Annotated in this window: 17 protein-coding genes and 1 tRNA gene; 4 read left to right on the top strand and 14 right to left on the bottom strand. The window is 62.8% G+C overall.

The genetic code is table 11. The annotated features are described in order from the left end of the window. Positions 1-50: 50 nt before the first annotated feature. Positions 51-242 (top strand): hypothetical protein, encoded by a 192-nt coding sequence (locus AC4GYV_RS00960; RefSeq protein ID WP_491098788.1) that lies wholly within the window; start codon positions 51-53, stop codon positions 240-242. Here AC4GYV_RS00960 and AC4GYV_RS00965 read toward each other — a convergent pair. Genes AC4GYV_RS00965 through AC4GYV_RS00975 form a run of 3 tightly spaced genes read right to left on the bottom strand, consistent with a single transcriptional unit; the run spans position 239 to position 2,611 of the window. Next, positions 239-670: a low affinity iron permease family protein gene (locus tag AC4GYV_RS00965; RefSeq protein WP_491098789.1), complete on the bottom strand. Its 432-nt coding sequence runs from the start codon at positions 668-670 to the stop codon at positions 239-241. The two genes, AC4GYV_RS00960 and AC4GYV_RS00965, sit on opposite strands and share 4 nt — an antisense overlap. Before the next feature lie 56 nt (positions 671-726). Further along, entirely contained in the window at positions 727-2,118 is a 1,392-nt protein-coding gene (locus tag AC4GYV_RS00970) for an NRAMP family divalent metal transporter (protein WP_491098790.1), read from the bottom strand. Further along, positions 2,006-2,611, bottom strand: coding sequence for a TetR family transcriptional regulator (locus AC4GYV_RS00975; protein ID WP_491098791.1), 606 nt, complete (start codon positions 2,609-2,611; stop codon positions 2,006-2,008). Before AC4GYV_RS00975 ends, AC4GYV_RS00970 begins: the two co-directional genes overlap by 113 nt. A 27-nt stretch (positions 2,612-2,638) precedes the next feature. On the opposite strand from AC4GYV_RS00975, the gene AC4GYV_RS00980 reads away from it, so the two are divergent. Next, positions 2,639-3,511: a metal-dependent hydrolase gene (locus AC4GYV_RS00980; protein ID WP_491098792.1), complete on the top strand. Its 873-nt coding sequence runs from the start codon at positions 2,639-2,641 to the stop codon at positions 3,509-3,511. A 37-nt stretch (positions 3,512-3,548) separates the two neighbouring features. On the opposite strand, the gene AC4GYV_RS00985 is transcribed toward AC4GYV_RS00980, so the two are convergent. The 4 genes from AC4GYV_RS00985 to hspQ all read right to left on the bottom strand — a co-directional run bounded on the left by AC4GYV_RS00985 (position 3,549) and on the right by hspQ (position 5,778). Further along, complete coding sequence (locus AC4GYV_RS00985; protein WP_491098793.1) at positions 3,549-4,106, bottom strand: GNAT family N-acetyltransferase; 558 nt, start codon at positions 4,104-4,106, stop codon at positions 3,549-3,551. A gap of 170 nt (positions 4,107-4,276) precedes the next feature. Further along, positions 4,277-4,546 carry a 50S ribosomal protein L27 gene (gene rpmA, locus AC4GYV_RS00990; RefSeq protein ID WP_491098794.1) on the bottom strand — a complete coding sequence of 90 codons (270 nt, stop codon included), beginning with the start codon at positions 4,544-4,546 and terminating at the stop codon, positions 4,277-4,279. Between the two features lie 34 nt (positions 4,547-4,580). Further along, positions 4,581-5,153: a 50S ribosomal protein L21 gene (rplU, locus tag AC4GYV_RS00995; protein WP_491098795.1), complete on the bottom strand. Its 573-nt coding sequence runs from the start codon at positions 5,151-5,153 to the stop codon at positions 4,581-4,583. Positions 5,154-5,436: 283 nt separating this feature from the next. After that, positions 5,437-5,778 (bottom strand): heat shock protein HspQ, encoded by a 342-nt coding sequence (hspQ, locus tag AC4GYV_RS01000; protein WP_491098797.1) that lies wholly within the window; start codon positions 5,776-5,778, stop codon positions 5,437-5,439. A gap of 126 nt (positions 5,779-5,904) precedes the next feature. Here hspQ and AC4GYV_RS01005 point away from each other — a divergent pair. After that, positions 5,905-5,994 (top strand) — tRNA-Ser (locus tag AC4GYV_RS01005). A 91-nt stretch (positions 5,995-6,085) separates the two neighbouring features. Here the strand turns inward: AC4GYV_RS01005 and AC4GYV_RS01010 are convergent. The 4 genes from AC4GYV_RS01010 to AC4GYV_RS01025 form a co-directional block, all read right to left on the bottom strand. Beyond that, positions 6,086-6,247, bottom strand: a complete 162-nt coding sequence (locus tag AC4GYV_RS01010) for a hypothetical protein (protein WP_491098799.1) — start codon at positions 6,245-6,247, stop codon at positions 6,086-6,088. A 130-nt stretch (positions 6,248-6,377) separates the two neighbouring features. Next, a complete protein-coding gene (locus AC4GYV_RS01015; RefSeq protein WP_491098800.1) occupies positions 6,378-7,370 on the bottom strand; it encodes a PrsW family glutamic-type intramembrane protease in 993 nt (330 codons plus the stop codon). A gap of 64 nt (positions 7,371-7,434) precedes the next feature. After that, positions 7,435-10,533 (bottom strand): YncE family protein, encoded by a 3,099-nt coding sequence (locus AC4GYV_RS01020; RefSeq protein WP_491098801.1) that lies wholly within the window; start codon positions 10,531-10,533, stop codon positions 7,435-7,437. Positions 10,534-10,562: 29 nt separating this feature from the next. Beyond that, the gene (locus AC4GYV_RS01025; RefSeq protein WP_491098802.1) at positions 10,563-12,272 is read right to left on the bottom strand and encodes a hypothetical protein; all 1,710 of its coding nucleotides are present in this window, start codon (positions 12,270-12,272) and stop codon (positions 10,563-10,565) included. Between the two features lie 210 nt (positions 12,273-12,482). On the opposite strand from AC4GYV_RS01025, the gene AC4GYV_RS01030 reads away from it, so the two are divergent. Then, entirely contained in the window at positions 12,483-12,755 is a 273-nt protein-coding gene (locus AC4GYV_RS01030; RefSeq protein ID WP_491098803.1) for a hypothetical protein, read from the top strand. A gap of 4 nt (positions 12,756-12,759) precedes the next feature. Here the strand turns inward: AC4GYV_RS01030 and AC4GYV_RS01035 are convergent, their stop codons facing one another. Genes AC4GYV_RS01035 through AC4GYV_RS01045 form a run of 3 tightly spaced genes read right to left on the bottom strand, consistent with a single transcriptional unit; the run spans position 12,760 to position 22,288 of the window. Continuing rightward, entirely contained in the window at positions 12,760-15,834 is a 3,075-nt protein-coding gene (locus AC4GYV_RS01035; RefSeq protein WP_491098804.1) for a CHAT domain-containing protein, read from the bottom strand. Positions 15,835-15,857: 23 nt separating this feature from the next. Next, positions 15,858-20,567 (bottom strand): beta strand repeat-containing protein, encoded by a 4,710-nt coding sequence (locus AC4GYV_RS01040; RefSeq protein ID WP_491098805.1) that lies wholly within the window; start codon positions 20,565-20,567, stop codon positions 15,858-15,860. Beyond that, on the bottom strand, positions 20,564-22,288 hold the full coding sequence (locus tag AC4GYV_RS01045) for a ShlB/FhaC/HecB family hemolysin secretion/activation protein (protein WP_491098806.1): 1,725 nt from the start codon (positions 22,286-22,288) through the stop codon (positions 20,564-20,566). Before AC4GYV_RS01045 ends, AC4GYV_RS01040 begins: the two co-directional genes overlap by 4 nt. Between the last annotated feature and the right edge of the window lie 161 nt (positions 22,289-22,449).

Below are 22,449 nucleotides of genomic sequence, written 5' to 3' on the forward strand. Positions count from 1 at the left end.
TTCAAAAGCTTGCAGGCGTTTAACTTAACATATGTCAGGAATCTGGAATCATGCCGCCGCAAGACAGGATCGTCGCAGTCGGACTGCTGACGCGCCATGACTTGAATATTCTCGGACCGACGTTCGATCGGGTCTGGCCGGTGGAGGATGCGCCCTCTTTCAGTGAATTGCTGCGCGCCATCGATGAGGCGGACCAGCAACTTTCAGTCGATCATCGCATTCCGACCGAGCCCAACCATTAAGATCCGGGGCCGGCCATTCGGTTAAGCAGCCGATCGACGGTATCTTCAGCGGTCGCCTGTTTTCCTTCTTCCTTAAGTTGCTTGGCGTGGCGCTCCAGTGCGTTGCGGATCAATTCGATTTGCTGGTCGGTCAGATGCTCGATGCCGATGAACTGCTCGCGCGCCTTGTCGACGGCCCGCAGCAACTCGTCGAGCTTGGCCTGCATGGCGGCGCCGTCGCGATTCTGGCTGTTCTGGATCAGGAACACCATCAGGAACGTGACGATGGTGGTGCCGGTGTTGATGACCAGCTGCCACGTATCCGAATAGCCGAACATGGGTCCGGTAATCGCCCAGATCACAATGAGCGCGCTCGCGCCGATAAACGTCAACGGCTGCCCTGCAGCTGTCGAGATCTTTGTGGCGCAAAGGTTGAAGAACTTACGCATGCCGCCGTAACGCCTGTGCAACGTTAAGGTGCCGGATATTGCTGTTTTGTAAGACTTCAGCCGGTGAAGCTGGTGGCCAGCATCGCAGCAGATGCGACCGCCATCACTGCAGTCGCTCCCCAGCCGAAGGTCAGCAAGCCCCGCTTTTCGTGTAGGTGACCCATGATCCTTCGGCTCGACGCCACCATCATCATCGCCGCCATGATCGGCACAGCCGAGACACCGTTCAGGACCGCGCTCCAGAACAGAGCCTTGATCGGATTGAGATTGGACCAGTCCAGGGCGACGCCGATGAAGGTTGCGGCGACGATGATCGCGTAAAAGCGCGCGGCTTCGAGCGGCTTGTACTCAAGCCCTGACTTCCAGCCGTGCGTTTCGCCAACTGCGAATGCCGCGGATCCCGCCAGGACAGGCACTGCGAGAAGGCCCGTGCCGATAATGCCCAGCGCGAACAGCAGGAAGGCGAACCGCCCTGCTACCGGCTCGAGCGCCTCCGCGGCCTGGGCTGCCGAGCCGATAGTCACGGTCCCTTGGGAATGCAGCGTAGCCGCCGTTGCGAGCATGATGGCTAGCGCAATTAGGTTAGAGAGAGCCATTCCGACGAGCGTGTCGATCCGAATGCGGCGATATTGTCGCGAGACTGCCAAGGGCGCCTGCTTGAGCGGATGCTGGCCGGTAGTCGCGATCTCTTCCGCTTCCTGCGAGCTCTGCCAGAAGAAGAGGTAGGGGCTGATGGTTGTGCCAAGAACAGCCACGATCGTGAGCAAGGCTGCTGTGCTGAATTCGCGCGGCCAGATCATCCCGCGCACCGCCTGAGACCAGTTGATGTGCACCAGGAAGACCACGGCGACATAGGCCAGTAGGCTTAGCGTCAGCCACTTCAATGCTTCGGAATATTGGCGATAGGGCACGAACAGCTGCAGCACGACGCAGACGATTCCGAAGAGGATCACGTAGACGTGGCTGTTCCCGCCCGCGACCATCTCGGTTGCGGCCGCCATCGCGCTGAGGTCCGCGCCGATGTTGAAGATATTCGCGACCAGCAGAATCGTGACGAGCAGCGAAACGATCCAGTGCGGGAACGCACCGCACATATTCTTCGCGAGACCAGATCCCGTCACGCGACCGACATGGGCGCTGACGAGCTGCACCGCTGCCATCAGCGGGTAGGTGAGGAGCATCGTCCAGAGGAGCCCGTAGCCGAACTGCGCGCCGGCCTGGGAATAGGTCGCGATGCCGCTGGGATCGTCGTCGGCTGCGCCGGTTACGACACCGGGACCGATGTCCTCGGTGATGGCGAGGAGAGAGCCTTTCAGTCCCCCCTTGGACGCCGTGCTAGTCCGGATCGTTGGCTCCCGCCGGATGGCGATAAAGGTCGAGCCGGGCGCGTAGGCGATCCGCGGCGAGGCGGCGCGCGGTGTCGTGGTCGAGTCCCAGAGCGTCGGCAAAAGGCGGCCCGAGCAGTGCGTCGCCCAATGCGCTGAGGCAGAGGGCCAGCGTCGATTCTGCGACCTGATGGTCTTCGTGACCGATGCTGAGCTGCGCGACCAGGCCGCGAATGGAGTCGAGGATCGGGTTCAGGGCGTCGCGATTGCCGGTGAGGATCATCCACGCGGCGAGTGCGCCTGCGCCTTCTCGGCCGAAAGCGTCGAACGTCTGGTCGATGACGACGCGGGCATCGGTCTCTCCCGCGCGCGCTTTTTCAACGGCATCCGCGATGCTCGCGGTGACGGCATCCGCGATCGATTTGGCAAGCTCGGCCTGGAGGCCCGCAGCGGATCCAAAATGATGGAGGAGGTTAGCGTGGGTTCGGCCGATCTTCCCCGCCACGGCCTTCAGCGTCACCGCCGACGGACCTTCGGCCAACAGCAACTCGCGCGCAGCGTCGAGCGCGGCGGATCGGCTTTCTTCCGGGCTAAGGCGACGACGTCTTATTGACACTGATGTAAGTTCGACTATTTTCCCCTCATGACCGCACTATACGGACCGACTCCGGCGGATCTTAGCATTACGCCACGCGACCGCAGGTTCGGCCGCGAAACGGCCACGCCCAGGTTGTGGCACGGCGGGCGCGTGGAAGCGACCGCTATTTACAATGCGCTATCGACGACTTTCCCGAAGGGTGAAGCCTATTTCGTGGAGAGCGTGCGGGCGTTCCGGGAAGGCGCTCCGCCCAAGCTCGCCGAAGAGATCAAGGCTTTCACCACGCAGGAAGCGATCCACAGCCGGGAGCATGATGCGTTCAACAAGCGCGCCGAGAGTTCGGGCTACGACCTTTCCAAGCTTGAGGAACGCGTCGGCGAGCGGCTGGCGATCACCAAGGACCGGCCGCCGATCGTCAACGTCGCAGCGACCATGGCGCTGGAGCATTTTACGGCCATCCTTGCGCATCAGCTGCTGGCGAATTCGAAGCACCTTGAAGGTGCAGAGCAGGCGACGGCGGACCTCTGGCGCTGGCATGCTGCAGAAGAGATCGAACACAAGGGCGTCGCTTACGACACCTGGCTTTACGCCACGCGCAACTGGCCGCGGTTCAAGCGCTGGAAGGTCAAGGCTAAGGTGATGCTGCTTGTCACCCGCAACTTCCTGGTCGACCGCACGGCGGGCGCGCTCGAGCTGATGCGCCAGGACGGCGTGACGGGACTCCGGGCGTGGTGGCTGCTGCTGACCTATTTGTGGGTGCGACCCGGCATGTTCCGGAAAATCGCAGGCGCCTGGGTGAAGTTTTTCCTCCCCGGTTTTCACCCTTGGAATGAGGACGACCGGCATTTGCTTGCTACCCATGCGGCGAGCGCGCCGGCAGAGCCGGAGCCAAAGCGCAAGGTCAGGCGAGCGGCTTAAGCTCGCTCCCTCCCCCATTTAGGGGGAGGGGCTATTCCTACGCGGCCAGCGCCTCGTCTTCATCCTCAGCGACGCCGCGCGCGGTCAGCAGCTCAAGCCGCATCAGCCTCGCAGGCGCTTCCTCGCCGCGGGCGCAGCTCATGCGCGGGGCGACGATGCCGAGCGGTTCAAAGCCCAGCTTCTCGAGCACGCGCGCGCTTCCTGGGTTATCCAGGAAGTGCGAACCTTCCAGACTCGGAAGGCCGAGCGCGCGCGCTATCGAGATGAGCGCCTCGCAGGCTTCGGTCGCGAAGCCGCGCCCCCAGTGGGACCGTGCGATCCAATAGCCCATTTCCACCGAGCCGGACGGCCGCCGGCCGAGGCCGCAGCAACCAACGAGCTGGGGCGCGCCATCAGTCCGCTCGAAAATCAGAAAGGACGGCAGGATCGGGTCCCGCGGACATGCGAGAAACGCCTCTGCATCGCGCATGCGGTAGGGCCACGGGGCCGTCGCCAGGTTGCGTACGATCGCTTCGTCGGCAATCGCAGAGGCAAGCGCAGGCGCGTCCTCCGGGAAACCCGGCCTCAGCAGCAGTCTTGGCGTTCTCGCGAACATCACTCTTCTCCTCGACACGAGCGCCTAGCGGCGCCCGATGACAGTTTCGGGAGAAGGCAAAGAAAAAGGGGAGACCCCTTCCGGGGCTCCCCTTCTCCCTTTTTGGTCTCGATCTTTTTAAGATCTCGTCCGGGCCGCCCCTTCTGGGAACGGTCCCTTTATGACCGTTCCTATGCTGTGGTTTCCGTAATCGGCATTACGTGGACGTATTTGCGACCAAGCTTGCCGTCGCGGAACGCGACACAGCCGTCCGTAAGCGCAAACAAGGTATGATCCTTGCCGATGCCCACGTTGTTGCCTGGGTGCCACTTGGTGCCACGTTGACGAACGATGATATTGCCGGCGCGCGCAGCCTGGCCGCCGAACAGCTTCACGCCGAGGCGCTTGCTTTCGCTGTCGCGTCCGTTCCTGGAGGAACCGCCTGCTTTTTTATGTGCCATGACGAACTACTGCCCTGAATCTGTAAATGTCTGATTACTTGGCCTTAGGGGCCTTCTTGGCTGCGGCCTTAGCAGGTGCAGCATTTTCTGTCGACTCCTTGGCCTTGGCCGGAGCCGCCTTCTTCGCAGGCTTGGCCGCGCCCGCCGCTTCCTCATTGTTGGGAGCGGGGTTCGGGGTCGGGGTGCCAGCAACGTCACCCTTCTTCTGCGCGTCTTCCTGAACCTTCGTTTCTTCCGACTTGGCAGGAGCGGGCTTGTCCGCCTTCGGCGCAGCCTCGGCCTTCGGCGCAGCCTTCTTGGCTTCCTTCTGATCGCCGATCGCCACGATCTTCAGGATCGTGTGCTGCTGGCGATGGCCCTTCTTGCGGCGATAATTGTGGCGGCGCCGCTTCTTGAACACCGTCACCTTATCGGCCTTGGCCTGGGCCACGATCTCCGCCGCGACGGTCAGGCCGTCGGTCGACTGGAGGCTCGAACCCTCACCGGCGAGCAGGATGTCGCCGAGTGTGATGCGGTCACCCGCGTTGCCGTCGAGCTTCTCAACGACGATCTTGTCTCCGGGGGCGACGCGATATTGCTTACCGCCCGTGCGCACGACTGCGAACATTGGCTTTTCTTTCCAATAGAATTTCGGTCCCACGCGAATGTGGGCGCTAAGCCGGGGCCCGCGCGGGAAGTGGAGGCGCCTATGGCAGGGTGCTGCGAGTGTCAACCATAAGGCTGCTCGTCCAAGGCTTGTTGCTGCATTGCAACAGCCCGATGCAGATTTGCAAAGGCCGATGACAATGACTTGCCAGAGGCAGAGTTTCAGTCTCGGATGCGAGCCAAGCTAAACGCGTGAGAAGTTAACAGGGGGACGGCGCGGATTTCGGTCCGCGCCGTCAGTCCATTCAGTGCCGGTGCTCGGGCCGAAGGTGATAGCGGCCGTCTTCCATTCCATCGAACAGCGTCGCGATTCCGGGGTGATCCACCGGTTCGTCGGTTTCGTCGACGATCAGGTTCTGCTGACTGACGTAGGCGACGTAGGTCGTCTCCGCATTCTCGGCCATCAGGTGATAGAAGGGCTGGTCCTTTGACGGACGGAGCGCCTCCGGAATCGATTCATACCATTCCTCGCTATTGTTGAAGAATGGGTCGACGTCGAAGACAACGCCGCGAAAGTCGAAGATCTTGTGGCGCACCACGTCGCCAATGCCGAACCGGGCGGAGGGGATGTCGATTTTCTGTCCCACGCCGCTGGAACGCTCGAAAGGTTCAAAAGGGGTCATGCCATACTATCTAGGCAACCCCGATGCTCACTGCTAGAGCGCCGCGTCCGACCGGATCCGGCAGCCTTGCCGGACAGTGAGACACCCCGCGGAGAGGTGGCTGAGTGGTCGAAAGCACCGCACTCGAAATGCGGCGTACGGGCAACCGTACCGTGGGTTCGAATCCCACCCTCTCCGCCAGATTCCACTGACCACAGTTCGGTGATTTCAAGCGCAATCGATGGCGGAGCCGGTCAGTTCGACTGGCTAGTCTGGGGGTAAAGCCAGTCCCTCAGCGGATCGGATTTGGCATCGGCGGCATCTCCTGCCGCTGCTCGTTGGCTTCTTCTTCGGTCGGCTTGGTGGTCGACCACCAGCGCCCGGTACGGACCCGGCGTTCGCCATGCTGGTGCGCTTCCGCAACCAGTCGGTCGAACGGCGTTTCCCATTCCATCGCCCACTCCTTTTTCGAGTTTGTGGGACGCAACTGCTGGCGGGTTCATACCCGCGTAGGGGTAGACTGTGATGACTGCCGGGCGACAGATTCGCAAGCTGCTATAAATACTTAAGGGTTCTGATTTCGATCAGTGACCGACGCGTTGCCTCAGCTCCGAGACCTCCCACTGGTCGTTGCGGCTGAAGGGCAGGAGAGCGCTGAAGGCGGCAAATGTACTTCGTCCGATCGCTCGCTTGAGGCCATCGAGCTCATGAAATGCTGCCCGAATTTGGTGGGGATCGAACTCAGCGTCGCCCTCGGATTCTTCGATCAACGTTTCTTCTGCTTCGACGACCAGCCAGGCCTGAACTTCCCAGTAGCGCCGAAGCCGCTTCGCCGTTTCGGAATCCACTCGCTCGGCCAAGGCCGCGATTCTTTGACCCGATGCGCCTTCGGGCCAACGGCCTGAACGGAGCGCCTCCAGCTGCAGCTTGTGAGCCGCATATTCTTCCTTGAGCCACTCCTGCGCTTCGGTCGTCCCGAAACTGAAAATCCCGATCAGAGCGACAGGTGCTATGATCAAAGCACCCAGCATGGCGATCAGCGGACGGTCCGGGAAATGGTTGAAGGCCATGTGGAGCACCACGGCGAGCAAATAGCCGGGCAGGAACCACCAAAGATGGAAGTCGAACTCGCCCGCTGACTCCCGTGTCTCGCGCTCGGCAAATTCGTGCGCGATTGCGGCAAGAAGGGCGAGGGTCGTTCCGTGCATGATCGCCGTACCGAAGCCCCGGACAAGCCAAGTGCCGGCGTCGTAGTCGGGGAAGCGGATCAGGTAGATGATGTTCTCGATGACCGAGAAGCCGGCGCCGATCGCGAAGCCCGAGATGACCGCGTCGAGCTTGTAGCCGATCCGGTTGAACCGGAAGAGGCCGATCATGATCAGCGCCTTGATGCCCTCCTCGATCCAGGGCGCGACGTAGCGGCTGTAATTGTTGAAGCCGATCGGCAACGTGTCGAGGAACCGGCCAGCGACCGGCCAGGCGGCAAGCGCACCGACGCCGCCTAGCAGCAGGAGGAACAGGACCTCCTGAAGGCTCGTCAGCTTGAACGCATCGAGCCACACGAAAATGGTGAGCAAGGCCAGTACTGGGAGGAGGGCGACGCCCCAATGTGCAAACTGGGTCAGCAACATCGGCATCAGTCTACATGATCTTCAGCGAAGCGAGCAGTTCCGTCTTTCTGTAGTGCCCGTCGGCCCAACCGCCCGCGGCGCCGACGGAGAAAACCATCGGCAACCGGAGTGCGATCGTAAAGTTCAAGTCGAGCTGAGCGCCGAGGTTATAGTAGTGATGTGAGCCGCCCTCCGGGGCTTCGGTCAGCAGTGCTCCCGCGAACACCGCGGGGCGCAGGTGGCTAAGAAAGAAGACGGGCGTCCCGACCTCGGCAAACCTCACCGGCGGCAAGTTGATCTCGCCAGTGACCTTGGCGAAGTTGCGCGCTGCGATTTCGTCGATCTCGAAGCCTGGGAAGCTCTCCATCTCGCGGTACCGCTTCTCGGGCCGCTCATCGACATAGTTGTTGCGGAATGCTCCGAAATAATAGGCCGCCAGCGGGTTAAGACGCTCGCCCCAGCCAAGCCCGCCGCTCGCATAAACCCAGGCGGAACTGTTGGGCATCGGTAGCGGCACGCCATAGTCGATGCCGCCGTAGATCTTCGGGAAGGCGTGGCCGCCGTTCATGTCCCAATCCAGATCGCTCAGCAGGCGCCATGCAATGCCCTTTTCATGGTCGACGCCGCCGAGCGCCTTGCGGGTGTTGGTGTAGCGTACGCCCACTTCGAACGAGCCTATATTCCCTGGGCTCGGGATGTTCTGCGCCCCCGGCAGCTTCTCCAGCCCGAAATAAGCCGCGGCCGATCCGAACCAGTCCAGCTGACGCGGCGGGTCGTAGATGCCGGTCTTGTCATACTTGACGATGAAGGAGTCGCCGCGGCGGCTGCGCTCGACAGGGCCGAAGATGTCGTAAAAGTCCGCGCCGTTGTGCTTATATTGCAGGTCCCAGTTCAGCGTCTTGTACTGGATGCGCGCGTGGAAGCGGTCCTTGTCCTCCAACTGCCCGAAGGGGGTAACGCTGAGGCTGAGGTTGACTTGGTTGAATTGGAGCGGGTCTTCCCAGTGGAAGAAATATCCCGGTGAGATGGCGCCCTTATAACCCTCGATGATCGGGTACATCGCGGCGAGCCGCATGCGCTGCGCGCCGCGATATTTGCCGCGAGCGGTGACCATCGCATCGAGGTCGATCTTCGAGGGGGATCCGACGCCCCAGTTCTTGAGCTCTGGGCGCGATTTGACGACCTTGGTGCCGAGGAATTCCACTGTCCCCAGATCTTCTTCGACAGTTGGCTCGAGGCGTACGGGCTGAAGACCCTTGCCGCTATATTCGTAGGCGATCAGCGATCCGTCCGCCTGCGGGATCGGACGGAAGAATCCAGTCGAGGCATTGCTGACAGCATCGAACTTCTGGCTGCCGGTATCAAAGCGGAAGATGTTCGAGACACCCGTGTAGTAGGACGTGCCGTACATCGTCTTTCCGTCGGGGGCGAAGACGAAGCCCTCGGGCGTCGAGGGCGGAAGGGCGAGGCGTGCGACCTCTACGGGGTCGGTATCGGTCGATAGCTCGTCAAGCTTCCAGACGCGCACCGTCTGCGTTCCGTTGATCTCACCGAACGAGGCGGACAGCAGCTTTCCATCGGGGGAGATGTCCAGGTCGAACGGCACCTGGCCGTACTTGAACGTGTGAACCTGGTTGAAACCGGCGTAGGGCGGCGGGATGCGGACGATCGTCGCGAGGCCGTTCTCGTGGCGGATGCCCCAGATCGACCTGTCGACCGGATTGACCACGAGATCGCCGACGCGCGCGTCCTTCAGGAGCATGCGCCGCTGACCCGTGTCGACATTCACCGCCAGCACATCGCGGAACGCGTAATTGTCCTCGGTATAGTAAGCGGTCCGCGCCTGCTCATCGAAGGCGACGCTGGTCACCTTGTAGAGCATCATGCCCTTGATTTCCTGGAGCTTGGTCAGCTTCCCGGTCGCTAAGTTCATGCGGCCGATGAAGCCAATCACGCCTGGGTAGCGGAACGCAGCGATCAGGCTGTTGGTCTTATGATCGACAAATCCGCGGGACATCGAGCCCAGGCCGTGCGGGGCAAGGGGCGTCGTCTGCGTCAGCGGATATTGCGCGAGCCTTGCGAGGTTGGCCTTTTGGTAGTCGTGCTCGAACGCGATCCAGTCATTCCATGCCTTGTTCAGCTTGAGGCCGAACACATGCTTGAACTGATCAGCGTAGAACGGCTTGCTGCCTTCGCCGCGGCGTAGCCACTCGACAGCCTTCTCGGGACCGTACTTCAGCGCGAGATAAGAGAAGAAGCGCGTACCGTAGAGATAGTCGTTGACGCCTACCTGGAAGTCGACGGCGATGCCTTCCGATTCCAAGCCCAGCGGCGAATAGAATTTCTCATTATCCCTGACCCTGGCCCGCCAGACCATTTCGTCATAACCGCCCTGAGCGCGGCCCAGACCGCCCGACATCCAGGTCTCGAAGAAGACCGCGCTTCCTTCCAGATACCAGCGCGGCGTGTTCACGCGGGGGGTCGAGAGGAAGTTGTAGAAGATGCTTTCGGGATGCTCCGGGATCGGCATCGGCTTGCCGTGGAAGAAGCGGCGCCAGCCGGCATCGCGCTTGTTCCACACGTCCATCGTCGCAACGTGCGCGAGCTCATGATTCTCGATCGTGAAGAAGCGCTCTCCGGGCGTGAACGTCTCCATCGAAATGGACAGAGGCGCGACGTCGATCAGGATCGCGTTGTTGGGTGAGGCTCGCGCGCCGGCATTCGCATAATCGCTGAAGTCCTTGAGGAGCATCGTCGTGCGCTCCCAAGGCTTCCAGTCGAACATTTTCTTGTGGAAGACGAGCGCGTTCTCGAACGACCGCGCGATGTAGGGCGTAAGGTAGGTCTGGACCGGATCGAAATAGAGCAGGTCCAGATCCTTCGTCTCGAGCGTCGTCAGGTCAATGCCGGACGCGTCGGGCGGGACATGTTCTGTCTTTTCTTCCTTCCCGGCTTCCTTTCGATCCGGCGGCAGCGGTCCCCCGGGAACTCGTTCCAGAACAGTAGTCGTGTTGGGTTGCGGCTGCGGTGCGGGAGGCGCCTGCTGTGCTATCGCAGCGGAAGCGCTGCCGAGGAGGAGCGCGGCGACTAGGCTGGAACCGGCCGAGCCCGGCCGCCGCTTTCCCCTCAATGTCCCCCCTCAGCCGCTGGGCGGCTTTACTACCTCAGGTCAGCCGCCATCGCCTTTGCAAAGCTGCCGTTCTGCAACGCTGCAGCGAACGACGGACTGGAGGCCAGCTGCCTGAAGTTCGCGTTGCTCGACAAGGCCGCGAAGGCCGAGGAGTTGCGCGACAAGGCCGCAAGGGCTGCATCGTTCTTGGCGAGCGCAGCGAACGCGCCGGGATTGGCTGTCATCGCTGCGAACGCGCCAGGGTTCGACTGCATCGCCGACATCATCTGCGCGCTCATCCTGCCCTGGGACGCAAGCGACGCAGCGGCAGCGGCCGAGTTGAACTGCTGCGCCGCCATGGCCGCCTGAGCCAGTGCGGCGCCGTTCTTGGCGAAGCTGGCAAACGATGCCTGGTTCTTCGCCATCATGCTTGCCGCCAGCGCGCTGTCCTTGAGCGACGCATTGTTGGCCGTCAGCGCACGGAATGCGCTGGCGTTATTGGCCAAAGCGGAGAAAGCAGCCGGGTTGGCGCCGAGCGCCTGCATCGCATTTGCATCGCTCGCGAGAGCCGCAAATGCCGCCTTGTTCGCGCCCATTGCGGGGTCGCTACCCTTCAGCGCGGCATCCTTGAACGCTGCAAAGTTGGTCGCGTACTTGGCGAATTGCGCCGCATTGGCCGACATCGCCGCGAACGCCGCCGGATGGTTCGACAGTGCTGCGAAGGCTGACGGGTTGCCTGCCATCGCCGACAGCGCCGCCGGCTGCGACGAAAGGCTGGAAAGGGCCTTAGCGTTCAGCGCCACCGCAGAGATGGCCGCGTCATTCGTTGCATGGGCAGCACCCATGTGCGACGACAGAGCTGCGGCCGCCGACATCGCGCTTTGCAGCGAGCTGCCGTTCTTCGACAAGGCTGCGAACGCACCCTGGTTCTGAGCCATCGCTTCGATTGCCTTGCCGGCTGACGCGAACTGGCCGCCGTTGGCGCTCAACGCACGAAATGCGCCGGCATTGCCTGCCAGAGCCGAGAACGCGCCCGGATTGGCTCCGAGTGCGTGCATTGCTTTCGCGTCGTTGGCGAGCGCCGCAAAGGCTGCCTTGTCGGCGGCCATTGCAGGATCGCTGCCCTTCAGCGCCGCATCTTTGAACGCCGCAAAGTTGTTCGCATATTTCGCGAACTGTGCAGCATTGGCCGACATCGCCGCGAAGGCACCTGGATATTTAGCCAACGCCGCAAAGCCGGCAGCGTTGTTCGACAGGGCCGAGAAGAGCTGCTGGTCAGCTGCGAGCTTGGAGAAACCAGCGGTGTTTTGTGCCATCGCGCTGAGCGCTGCTGCCTGAGCAGCTGTCGCTTGCGATGCAGCCGAAACTGCCGAGGCTGACTGAACCAGCTGGTGGAAAGCCGATGGGTCCTTCGCCAGCGCGGCAAATGCGGCCGGATTGGCAGCGATTGCCGACATGGCTGCCGGGTTCGACGCGAGCGCCGCAAAGCCCGGATCACCGGCAAGCTGGCGGAAATTCGGATCCTTGACCATCACCTGGAAGGCATCGGTCTGCATCAGCTCGGGCACCGAGGTGTCGCCAAGCGTCACATCGCCTTCACCGACCTGCGCCGAAACGTAGCGGTCGGCCGGAGCGACGGTACCAGCACTCGGTCCCAGCGGCGGATAGATCCGGCCGAGCCCATACGCAGCTACACCGACCAGCAGCACGCCCGCGGTCGTGAGATACATGCGATTCTTGTTGGTAAGTGACGTGGCCATGGTTGCCCCCTTGCGCCTAGTCAAGGCGCGGGAATGTGCTCTCTTGTTAACAAAATGTCAAACAATCTGTCGTGAATCCGACATTAACTAAGTATCTGTTTTCAAATGAAAAATCAGTGATATTGTGCGCGCGGGGCGTTTTGGGCGGCGGCATTAATCATTCTCAACAACCAATTCGAAACCGTGTTCGGCCTACCCTCTCGCAAGTTCGTGAGGGAGACGGCATTGCTTTTCCGGTCGCTGATTGCTTCGGTAAGTGCGCTGACGTTCACCGTCGGTGCGGTCGCTGAGCCGCCCAAGGCTCCTGCCCAGCAGCAGGCATCAGCTGCTCATCCGGCGCCGATTGTCCTCGCATCTGCGGATGAAGTCGTCCCCGCGGCACCGACCACGCATCAGGACGCACCCCCGGTGAAGCGTCGCGCCATGCGCGTGACGACGTGCCGCTGCGGCGATCCCGCTCCGCGACCTCAGGAGTCTCGCTAACCCCTTAGGGCTTGGCGGCCGACGCAATCCGTTGCGTCGAGCGGATCACCGGTATTTCTCCATCGCCGACGGCCGCGAAGGCGGACCAGTAGAAGGGGTGCGACGTGTTCACGTCGTCCATCAGCTGCCTTTGGGACATGCGGAGCGCTGTGACCGTCGGAGTTCCCGGCGGTGCCGAGAAAATGCCGGTGATCAGGCGCTGCGTGGCGTTGAAGTCGTCCGGGACAGGCCAGTGGCTTGCGAGGACGAGGCGGCCGCCTGCGCCGACGAACGCACGAACAAGCCCGTCGAGCGCGACGTCGCCGCCGGTCACCAGGCCAGCCTGTTGGGTAGCCGCGGCGCTTGCCTTTCCGGCGGTGTCGCAAGCGGACAGGATCACGAGGTCGGCATCGAGGTGCAGGTCGAAGATCTCACGGAACGTCAGGAGGCCGTCCGAGCCGGTGCCCCCGAAGCTGGTCAGGAGGGCAGGCTGAGCCGCGCATTTGGGCGCGCGCGCCGTGACCACGCCGTGGGTCGCGAAGTGAATGATCCGATACTGATCGAGATCGCCGCGCGCTTCGAGTCCGGTATCCGTGAAGTTGTCGCCCGTGATGATCTGCGCGCCCTGTCCGTTCGCGGTGGAAACGATGTTCGCCGCAACCTGAAGCTCATGAGCCGAGATGGGGTTGGCCCATGAGGACAACGGCAGGATGCAGTCACGGTCGGCGGTGGCCGGGACCAGCTGCGCAGCAGCGGACGCCGGTGGCGTGTTCTGGCCGAGGCCGAGATACGGCCGCGTTGCCGCGGATGCCGGGGCACTGCGCAGTTGCGCGAAGGAGCGCGGGCTGACCGATGTGCTGATGTCGCGGTCGCGGCCGAGCCAGCGGATGCCGCGGAAATCGAACTCGGCGTCACCGCCGGCAGCGGCACGCTGCTTATAGGCGTCAACCGAAGCCTGATCCATGACCAGCAGGTTCGCCGGAAGCCGGAGCATCGGTCCGTCCGGTTCGAAGATCAGGTGCTTGGCGCCTGCGATCTGCGCTGCGAACGGCCCGAACAGCTCATTGTAGATCTGGTGCGATAGGCCGACGTCGAAAGCGTAGGTGACACGCTTGCCGTTCTCTTCCGCAGAAATCGTGTCCCGCAGCGCATCTACCTGTTCGCCCAGCTGGGCGCCGGTGGTTTCAAGCGCTGCCGCTTTTGCCGTCGTCGGGGTGACGAGCACCGCATAGGTGCGATCGCCAACGATCGTCATGCGATAATAAGCCTCGCCCGCACGTAGCGATTTCTGCAGATCGGGAAGCGAGATGACCTCGCTTGAGACCGCGCGATAGCGGGGGAAGCTGCCAAGGGCAGCCTGCGTCGTGAGCTGCTGCTTCTGCGTCTGATCGAGCGACGCGCGAAGGATGCGTGCCCGGCCCAGATCGGCGGCCGTTGGCTTGGCCAAATCCTCGATGCGAGCGAGCTCCACACGGTCGCGCTCGGCTTGGCGGGTTAACGTAACCGACTGGCGGAAAAGCCGCGATGCTTCGTCCGTTCCACCGGTCAGCTCCCGAGCAAGGATCGCCTGCGTCTGCGCGAGGCCGGGGCGCACCATCAGCTGGGTGGCAGCGAAGATTTCCGCAGTTGCCGCCGGATCGTTGCCCTTCTTCAGCAGCACGTCGACATAAGGCTGAAGCATATGCGCGAAGGATGGCGATAGATTGCCCGTGTCCGCCTGCGAATGGACGATGTCGCGGAACATGGCTTCAGCAGCCGCGGACTGGCCGCTCCGCGCGAGGTAACCGGCGAGGCGCGCCTTGGCGTTCAATACGGCAACTGAGCCGGGATAGTTCGCCTCAAGCATTGCCACACCTTCGCGGTACAGGCGGTCCGCCTCGGCATTGTTTTTCTGTTCTTCGGCGATCGAAGCGAGATCGCCTGCTATCTGCGCGCGCATCCATACGATGGACGCGACCTTGCCGCTCCGCACGGCAGCGACTTTTGCGTCGGCACTGCGGAGTGCTTCCGCAGCCGCCTTGGGGTCTCCCCCTATCCGCAAGGCAGAGCCGCGCAGCTGGAGCGCCTGAGCGTCGAGGATCTGCAGCTTTTCCGCGGGGAGAAGCTCGTCGGACTGCTCGCCCAGTTGCTGGCCGAGCCTAGAGTCGGCGTTGAGGCGCGTGGCCGCCGTAGCGTCGATCTGGAGTCCCTTGCCATCGCCGCCGTTACCTTCCGCCCCGGTTGGGAGCGGCTTGTCGAGCTCCGCGATTGCGTCCTTGGAATTGCCCTGGTTGAGCAGGTGCATTGCGCGATAGTTGCGCAGACGGCGGGCAACCAGCGGGTCCGATCCGACCTGCTCGGCTGCGCGTGCGAAAAGCGCGTCGGCTTCCGCGTACCGGCCAAGATTGGACTTCTGGAGCGCTTCGTTGGCCAGCGCTTCGGAATGGCTCAGCGGCGCGTCGCCTGAACCACCCACGGCAGCAAAGAACTCGGCTGCCTCGGCGTAGCTTCCAGCATTGTTGCGCCGATAGGCTTCTGCGAGCGCCCTGCCAGCATCGAGGGTTCCCGCCTGAACGCGGGCGAAGGCAGCGGGATCGCCGGCGCCGGTGGTGGCGATAGCGATCTCTCCGTTCACCGGCCGATCGGCGATAATGCTGCGCAAGCCGAGTTGAAGGACGCTGTCATACCCAGCGAGGCCTTCCGCCACGTAGAGCGTCTTGCCCTTGCGGTACGTGTAGACGCGGTAACCGACGTCGGCGTCCTTGAGCTTGCAGTCGATCATCTCAACACGGCCGAGGTCGGCGACGTTGGCAGACGATGGAGCGCTGCAGCCGCTCTGTCCTGCGCGGCTTGCCGCGAGGCGCGCCTGAGCATCCGCAGATGCTTCGAGCTTGTACAATTTGCCAACGGGCAATGCCGCATCGCGACAGGTCACAGCGTAGCCGGAATCGAACATGCTCTTGAGCATGGGATCGGTTGCCGACGTCTGCGCCGAGCAAAAGATGGTGCCCGAGTTGCCGATCCGGAATGTATCCCGAACGCTAAGGGGTACCGCTGAAGCGGGGACGGTCAGCCCAAGGGTGGAGACCGCGGCCGCTATGGCGATGGCTGTTCTGCCCATCATGTCCTCCAATTCCCTAAGCGTCAGTTGATCCCGATCACGATGTCGCCGCCGCTCGTCACAGGATCGTCGATCTGCTTGTCGAGGTTGATAGGCGTGGTGTTGATCAGGCGCATGTTCGGGTCGGAAGCCGATCCGTCATCGCTCTCCTCGCCGTCCTCTTTGTCTTTGTCCTTATCGTTGTCGTCCTCGCCGAGAGGCCCGAGGATCGTCGAGCTGTTGATGGCGAATGGGTTCTGAACGGGGCCGCCGCCGCAACCTTCACCGATGCGACAGCCGTTGACCGCAGAGTCTTCAGTGAAGCCGGCCCCGGAGAGCAGAACCCGGCCGAGGAAGTCCTGGTTCGTGATGATGGTACCGTCGCCGGTTGTCTGCCGACCGTAGATGATGAGGGTCGCCAGCGTGTTACCAGCGCTGACGACCGACAAGCCGCCGGGCCCGGTATCGATGCCTGCGAACAGGTCGGTCGTACCACTATTCTGTACGAGGAAGCTGTTGACGACGCTCGCTGAGATCGTTCCGGCGCGGATGAAGCCGTCCTGATTGGCGGTTCCAGAATTCGCGCCGAGCGCACCGTCTCGGCCGTCGAAGTTGGGATTGCCTTCCAGGAGCCCGAGGAGGGAACCGCTGCCAACCCAAATGTTATCGGCACTCAGCCCAAGGTTGCCCGAGATATTTCCGTCGGAATCGGTCAGCCGGATGCCGCCGGTGTCCGTATTCACTTCGATCGCATGGCCCGCGTTGATGTTCAGCGCGTCGTCAGCGCCGACGCCAGTGAAGTCGACGAGGCCATTCACGAACACAGAACCGTCGGTGTTGAGCGTGATGGTTCTCGCCCCACCGCCTGCCGTCCCGCTGCCGTCCAGGCCGACGTTGTAGATCTCTACGTCACGGCCGCCCTGCGCATTGATCGTAAGGTTTCTGGTCGCGATGTCCCCGTCTTCGTTGAGAACATATTGGCCTTCACCGCTTTCGGGACCGCCGTCGCCGATGATGACGGGCTGTCCACTATCGAGAGCGTTCAGCGTGACGTTGTTCGTATGGCCCCAGACGCCCAGCGATGCTCCATCTGCAATGTCGATATCGCCGGAAGTCACCGTGATGTCAGGGGAGTCGACGATCCCGTTGAAGCTCGCCAGACTGCCAGCATTGAACGTCGCATCCGTGGATGCCGTCACGTCCCCGAGGTTCATATAGCCGGCTGTCGTCAGCTTGATGGAGTCTCCGATCAGCCGCGCGTTGGAATCGATCGTCGTGGACGTGAGATCGATGCGGTGAGCACGAATGGCGCCGCCGGTGCCGTCATCGAACAGGTTGATGTACTGGCCGGCATTGCCCTGCAGGGTGCCCGAAGCGGAGATATCCGCCCCGCCGCTCAGGATCGCATAAATGACGCCGGTCGTGTCGAGCGTGAGGTCGGTTGCCGAGATGCCGCCGCCAGCCGGGAGTGCCGCCGCATGGGGCGTCTGATCGCCTTCGCCGCCGCCGCTGTAATCGCCCGCAAGCAAGCCGATGTACCCGTTCATGCCCCCGTTGGCGTGGAGCTCGGCATCGCCAAGATCGATCGTGCTGCCGCTTGCGGACTCGACGATGACGGCACCGCCGAGGTCACTGCTGTTTGCGGTCGCGTTGACCGACCCGAAGGAAAGGCTGCCATTGGAATCGGCAGAGAGGTAGATACCTCCGCCGAACGTGCTGCCGTTGGCGCTCGCGGTCAGCGAGTCCGCGCTAACGGATGCGCCGCTCGCGGAGACTTCGATGTAGCCGAAGCCGCCGTTGGTTGCGGCGGCAGGGGCTCCTGTGCCGAGCGTTCCGATCGCGTTCAGCGCGACGTCGGCCAGGGATATGCTCGTCGGACTTTCGGACCCATAGCCGTAGGCGTCGAGCGATATGTCCCCGGCTTCGCCGCCGCCCGCACTCGATCCATTGCCGCCGGTCCCGTTCGCCGTAGCAGTCAGGTCGCCGCCCGTGATCGATGCGCCATACCCGGCTTGAATGGACGTGCTGCCACCATGCGCATAGCCCGCCGCGCCCGCCGAGGCGTTGCCCCCGATTGCGCCTGAGTGGAGCAGCGCGTTGGTGAATGTCGCCGTGCCGCCGTAGACGTCGAAATCGGTCGATCCGCCCCAGGCCTGCCCGCCCTGAGCAACACCGGCTCCCCCCGTTGCGCTGCTGTCGACCGAGACCGTTCCGCCCGTCAACGTGCCTTCGACATCCAGCCAGCTGTAGCCGCCGTTGGCGTCCCCGCCGGTATTGCCCGCGCCGCCGATTGCGGCGGTGGACATGTCGACGCTGCCCGTCAGGTGACCGCCTTCCATCACGTCGACCGAGGCGTAACCACCGTCTGCATAACCGCCGTCACCCTGGCTCGTGCCGGTGCCACCGTTTCCGGCGATCGCCCGGTCGTAGGACAGGACGCTATCAGCGGTCAGCGTTCCGCCGACAAGGATGCTGGAATAGCCGCCCTGCGCGTCGCCGCCATGGCCGCCTGCGCCGTTCGAACCGGAGCCGCCATTGCCGCCGCGAGCCGTTGAGTACACCAGCAAGTCGCCCGTGGTCATGCTGCCGCCAAAGAGATCGAAGCTGGTCACGCCGTCATAGCCGGCCTCGTTGGCGTAGCCATGGCCACCATCGCCGCCGATGATCCCGTTGCCGCCGTTGCCGCCCGTACCATTGGCGAACACTTCGGCATTGCCGAACGACAGGATCGCGGTGGCTTCAGGATCGACGTCCAGGTCGGCATAGAAATTGGCGTACCCGCCGTATCCGCTACCGCCGGTACCACCGGTACCTTCGACATTGTTGAGGCCGTTGCCGCCCGTGCCTGACGCCTGCATGCTGAGGTCGCCGCCGATCGTCAGCCCGGCCGCATAGGTTCCGGCGTCACCAACGGTGCCGGTGAGATAGGCCGTCGTGTATCCGCCATGGCCGTCGCCCGCGGTCAGTCCGTCGCCGCCAAGGCCGTTCGCGTAGATCGTGAGGTCGCCAGTGGTGGTAAGCGACCCGCCGTAAAGATAGAGGGCCGCACCCCCGCCGTAGCCGCTTCCAGCCTGGCCCGGTGCATTGCCGCCCTGGCCGCTGGCATTCGCGCTCAGAGAGCCGTTCACATGGATCGAGCCGCCATAATCGGCTTCTACGTAGATCGTGCCGCCCTGACCGTTACCGCCGCTGCCGGTTCCGGTCGCCGCCTGGCCAATCCCGTACGCATCGAGGAACATGTCGCCAGTCGTGATGCTGCCGCCATCGATCGCACTGACCGTAACGTCGCCGCCGTAGCCGTCCGCACCCAAGCTGTCGCCCGTCGCTGCGCCGTCGGATTCGCCCGCCGCGTAAAGATGTGCGGCTCCTCCGACGGTGATCGATCCGCCATCGGCCACGAAGCTCGAACTTCCGCCCGAAGAGCCGTTCCAGGAATAGAGATTTGCCGAGCCGCCAATGTTCACGGTTCCGCCGCTGGAAGCGACGACCGAACTCGATCCATAGCCATAGTTCGGGCTCGAGCTAAGCAGGTTGAGGTCGCCCGCGACGCTCAGTTGGTGTTCGTTGCTTGCACCGATGGCGACGTCGATGGGGCCGACGCCCGACCAGCTGTTCAGCGTCAAATTGCCGCCGAAAGTGATGTCGCCGGCATCGGCAAACGCCGTCAGTGCTCCCTGCCCGATAGCAGTGACGTCTGACGTATAGTTCCCCGGACCGATGTCGAGGTTAGCACTCAGGCCGGGCGTAGAGGTGTAATAATGATGGCTTCCGTCGGAATCCTGGACGCCCCAGCCTGAGGACAGGAAGATTTCCCCGTTCGTCACGCTAGCGGAGCTCGCGTCGTCGAAGCCAACGGTCCCGCCAAGCAGCATGGTCAGCGCCTGGTTCTTCGGAACTGCGACCATGTAGATCATGTGGTTGTCGGCCGCGGCCGCATTCGCGGGGCCGCTCGTCTCGCCGGTATGGACGACGCCGTTGGAATCAGTCGTGCCGACATCGACCTGAATGTCGAAGAGCCCCTGGTTCATCGTCATGCTGAGCTGTTCGCCGGCAACGTAGGCCGCGGTGCCATTCACGCGGACCTTGCCGCCTTGCTCGACTCGTGGCGCTACCAAAGCGACGTAGCTATTCTGCTGCAGCGCATTGATCTGCGCGCCGTTCTGGACCTGGATCTTCGAAGTCGATCCGGCCGCACCGCTGAACGATGCAGTGAAGCCGTTCGCAGTGGTTCCGAAGTTGGTCACGTCGTTGGTGGTGAGCAGCAGGCTGCCGACATCAAACACTGCCGATGCACCGATCACGATTCCGCCAGGACTATAGAACCAGACCTTCCCGCCGGTCGCATTCGTGCCCTGAAGAGTCGAAACAACGTGTCCGTTTAGGGCAATCGCCTGTCCCGTGTTGGGTACAATGCGATTGAGGACCGTGTAGTCAGCGACGCCGACAGTGCTCGTGAAGGTCGCAGTGTTTCCGTTCGGCAGGAAGTCCAGCGCTCCTCCGCCCTGCTGCTGGCCTGTGGGCGACCAGTTAATCGTGGCAGTGGGCGATCCGATCTTGATGGTCTCGGTCGTGTTGCTGGTCGGTGTCCGTGAGACGGTGCCGACCGTTCCCGTGATATTGCCGCGGAAGGCCCCGAGTGACTGGGCATGTGCTTCCTGCGGCGCGAGCGCTGCTGCGGCGAGCGCAATGGAAGCGCAGGACATCAACAGGGTCTTGCGGGTGCGGCGATCTGCGAGAACGTTAGTCTTGGTCATTGGAAGCTCCATGGCCAGAGCCTGGTCGTCAGCGAGACTAGGAAGCGCGTCGGAGGACGCCGGTTTTCGATGCCAATGCGCGTGAGCGGAACCGCGAGCGCAGCATCGAGCGCGAAGCGGTCGAAATTGACGCGTGCACCCGCACCGACGGAATTGAGGTGATCGCTTCCTTCGATGTCGAACAACTGGTCCAGGTTGTGGACGCTAGCGTGGTCCCAGAAGGCATAGCCTTCGATGGCGGGCTTCTTGGCGCTGGCTGGTACGCGGCTGCCGTAGCGGAGCTCTGCCTGCGTGCCCCAGCCACGGTCGCCGAGCAGGGCGCCAGGATCGTAGCCGCGGCCCACGGTGTAATTGCCGGCCGCAAACTCTTCGAAGCTCAGCAGCGGGTTCCATGCATATTGCGCCTGAACCCCGAGTGCCGCCGTGAAACGGGGCACAGGACGGAATTCGCTCAGGACTGTGCCGCGGAGCACGGTCGCAGTTGGATCGCCTTCGATCCTGCTGGGCGGGACGTGGCCGGGATCGAGGCAGCTCAAGCCATTGCACGACTTGGTGGCACCGAAAATGTTGAGGCCCTGACGCAGCTGGACGAAGCCCGACAGGTGCCATTTGGGCTCGGCCAGCGAGTAGCCGGGATTGCTGAAGTCGTTGCTGATCGCATCGCCCGTGAACTGGATGTAGCCAACGCGCAGCCGGTCCTTCGTGAGGTCGATATGATCGAGCTCAACGTCCTGATTGATATATTCGAAGCCGGCAGCGCCTCGCAGGGTCGCCGACTGCTTGCGAATGAACGGGTAGCCGACCTCGAACGAGGCGAGGAGCGTTGTAGATGGGACATCCACATCGGGGACGGTCGGGTTGGCCCAGGAATAAGTGAATGCACCCCCAATGGTGAGGCCCTCGGGACCGACCCGAAAGTCGTGACCGACTTGAACCGTCCTTTGTTCATGGAAGTCTGGCGTGGAGTACAACGCGAGGGTCGTGCGATCACCGAGACCCGTCAGGCCGTATAGCTGACCGCGAAGCAGGCCACCCCAGCGACCAAGCTCTCTTGAACCTCCATTCTCGACGTTGAAATCGAGGTAGCCGGGCAGGTGCTGCACCGTCACATCGCCGATCACGTCTCCCGGGGCAGTTCCGGCTGGCCGGAGAGTCAGACGAACAGTGTAGCCCGGGATGTCACTCGCCAGCAGCAGGTAGCGCTCAGCGTCGTTTCGGTTGAAGACCGGCTCTTTCGTGAGTTGATTGAGATAACCGGCGATCGCCTTTTCGGCCCCGGTCGCCTGGCCGCGCACGCGCACCCGGGTGAGATGCGCCATCAGAACGCGGAAGTGCACGATTCCATTGTCGATCTTCTGTTCCGGCACCTGAACGGCGGCGACGTAGCCAGCATTGCGAAGGATGGTGGCGGCTCGGTCGCGGATCTCGCACACGACCGAGATCGGTTGTTCCGTCCCGACATAGGGCGCGTAAGCGGCGTTGAGTTCAGCGACCGGAAGGCCCTGAAGCCCTTCGAACTCCGCACCTCGGACCGTAAAGCGAATGTTCTGATATTCAGGCCCGTCGAGGGCGCAGGGAGCGCGTTCAACGCCGCCTTCCACCTCGAGGCGCGGACGACCCTGCGGTGTAGGTTCCGTCGGTCTAGTGACTTGCTCACGCGTCGGCGGCCGCACGACCTGCGCCGAGCTGCCGGATGCAACCGAAATCAAAATCGACGTCATGAGGAGCCGCTGTGCGGCCCTCCTTATCGAGCGGTCACAACCGCGTTTGCTGCCCCAAACAAATGCCACCGGGGTGCCCCTTCCCCGTTGAGATGAACCGAGTCGCGCCCGGCAAGAATGACAGAGTTTAGAGCAATTTAACAACTTGTCGGCAACCCTAC

The organism is Sphingomonas sp. SP4, from assembly GCF_058313375.1.